The following is a 788-nucleotide window of genomic DNA, read 5'->3' as shown; positions in this document are numbered from 1 at the left end:
GTACGATCGACGCGACTATAGCGACGACTGTTCCCAATACCGCCCTTGAAGGTGATCTTGCATTGGCAATCGGTTTGATAATCAGCCGACCAGCTTTGATCGTACACATCAAATCATGGTCATCACAAAGCCTAGTCAATAGATTGATATCACTCTCACGGTGCTGATCGATATGATCTATCATCATCGCCGCTACCGTCGCATCAATTGATAATATCAGGTTATGACGTTTGGCTACACTCGAAGCTATTTCACCAAGCTTGTACTGATGATAGCTGTCACTGCGTTTTACCTTCAATGATGACTTGAAATCGGCTGACTTGGCACGGATCTGCAGCTGGTCAGGTGTGCCACTGTGCTCGGCTTGATCAATGGTGAATGTGCCTTTGTCTATCATATCGCCAGTATCAGGAATCGCGAGCCATAGCCTTATCTCATTACCATTAGTAGGTAAGGGCAGCGCCGCGTCATGATCAGATAGTGTCAGTGATAATTCATCTGCTTCAGTACCACGCTTGTCTGTCATTGAGAGACTAATTAGACGCTTCTCAACCTGCGCTGTGCGATCAATTGTAACTATCCCCTAAACTATAGTCGGTTCAATATAATTTGGATACAAGGAAGGCGAGTGAAAATACTACAACTCGTAGACTAAGCAAGCCTGACACCGTATCCAATTTATAGAGGATTGACTATAACACAGCTCAAACGTAGAATTTCTTATAAAATACCCATAAGGAGTTTTGATATGAGCAATACGAGATACGACAGCTCACTAAAGAAAATAA

General features: G+C 43.4%; 1 protein-coding gene. It reads right to left on the bottom strand.

The features are described from left to right. Positions 1 to 526, bottom strand: a 526-nt coding sequence (locus tag ACT3QP_RS14955; protein ID WP_444526048.1) for a contractile injection system protein, VgrG/Pvc8 family, incomplete at its 3' end; no start/stop codon positions are given. Positions 527 to 788 lie beyond the last annotated feature (262 nt).

Source organism: Psychrobacter sp. AOP7-B1-24, assembly GCF_052376215.1.
Taxonomy (GTDB): Bacteria; Pseudomonadota; Gammaproteobacteria; order Pseudomonadales; family Moraxellaceae; genus Psychrobacter.
Note: the sequence above shows the minus strand (reverse complement) of the source record. Positions and strands in the feature narration are given on the sequence as shown.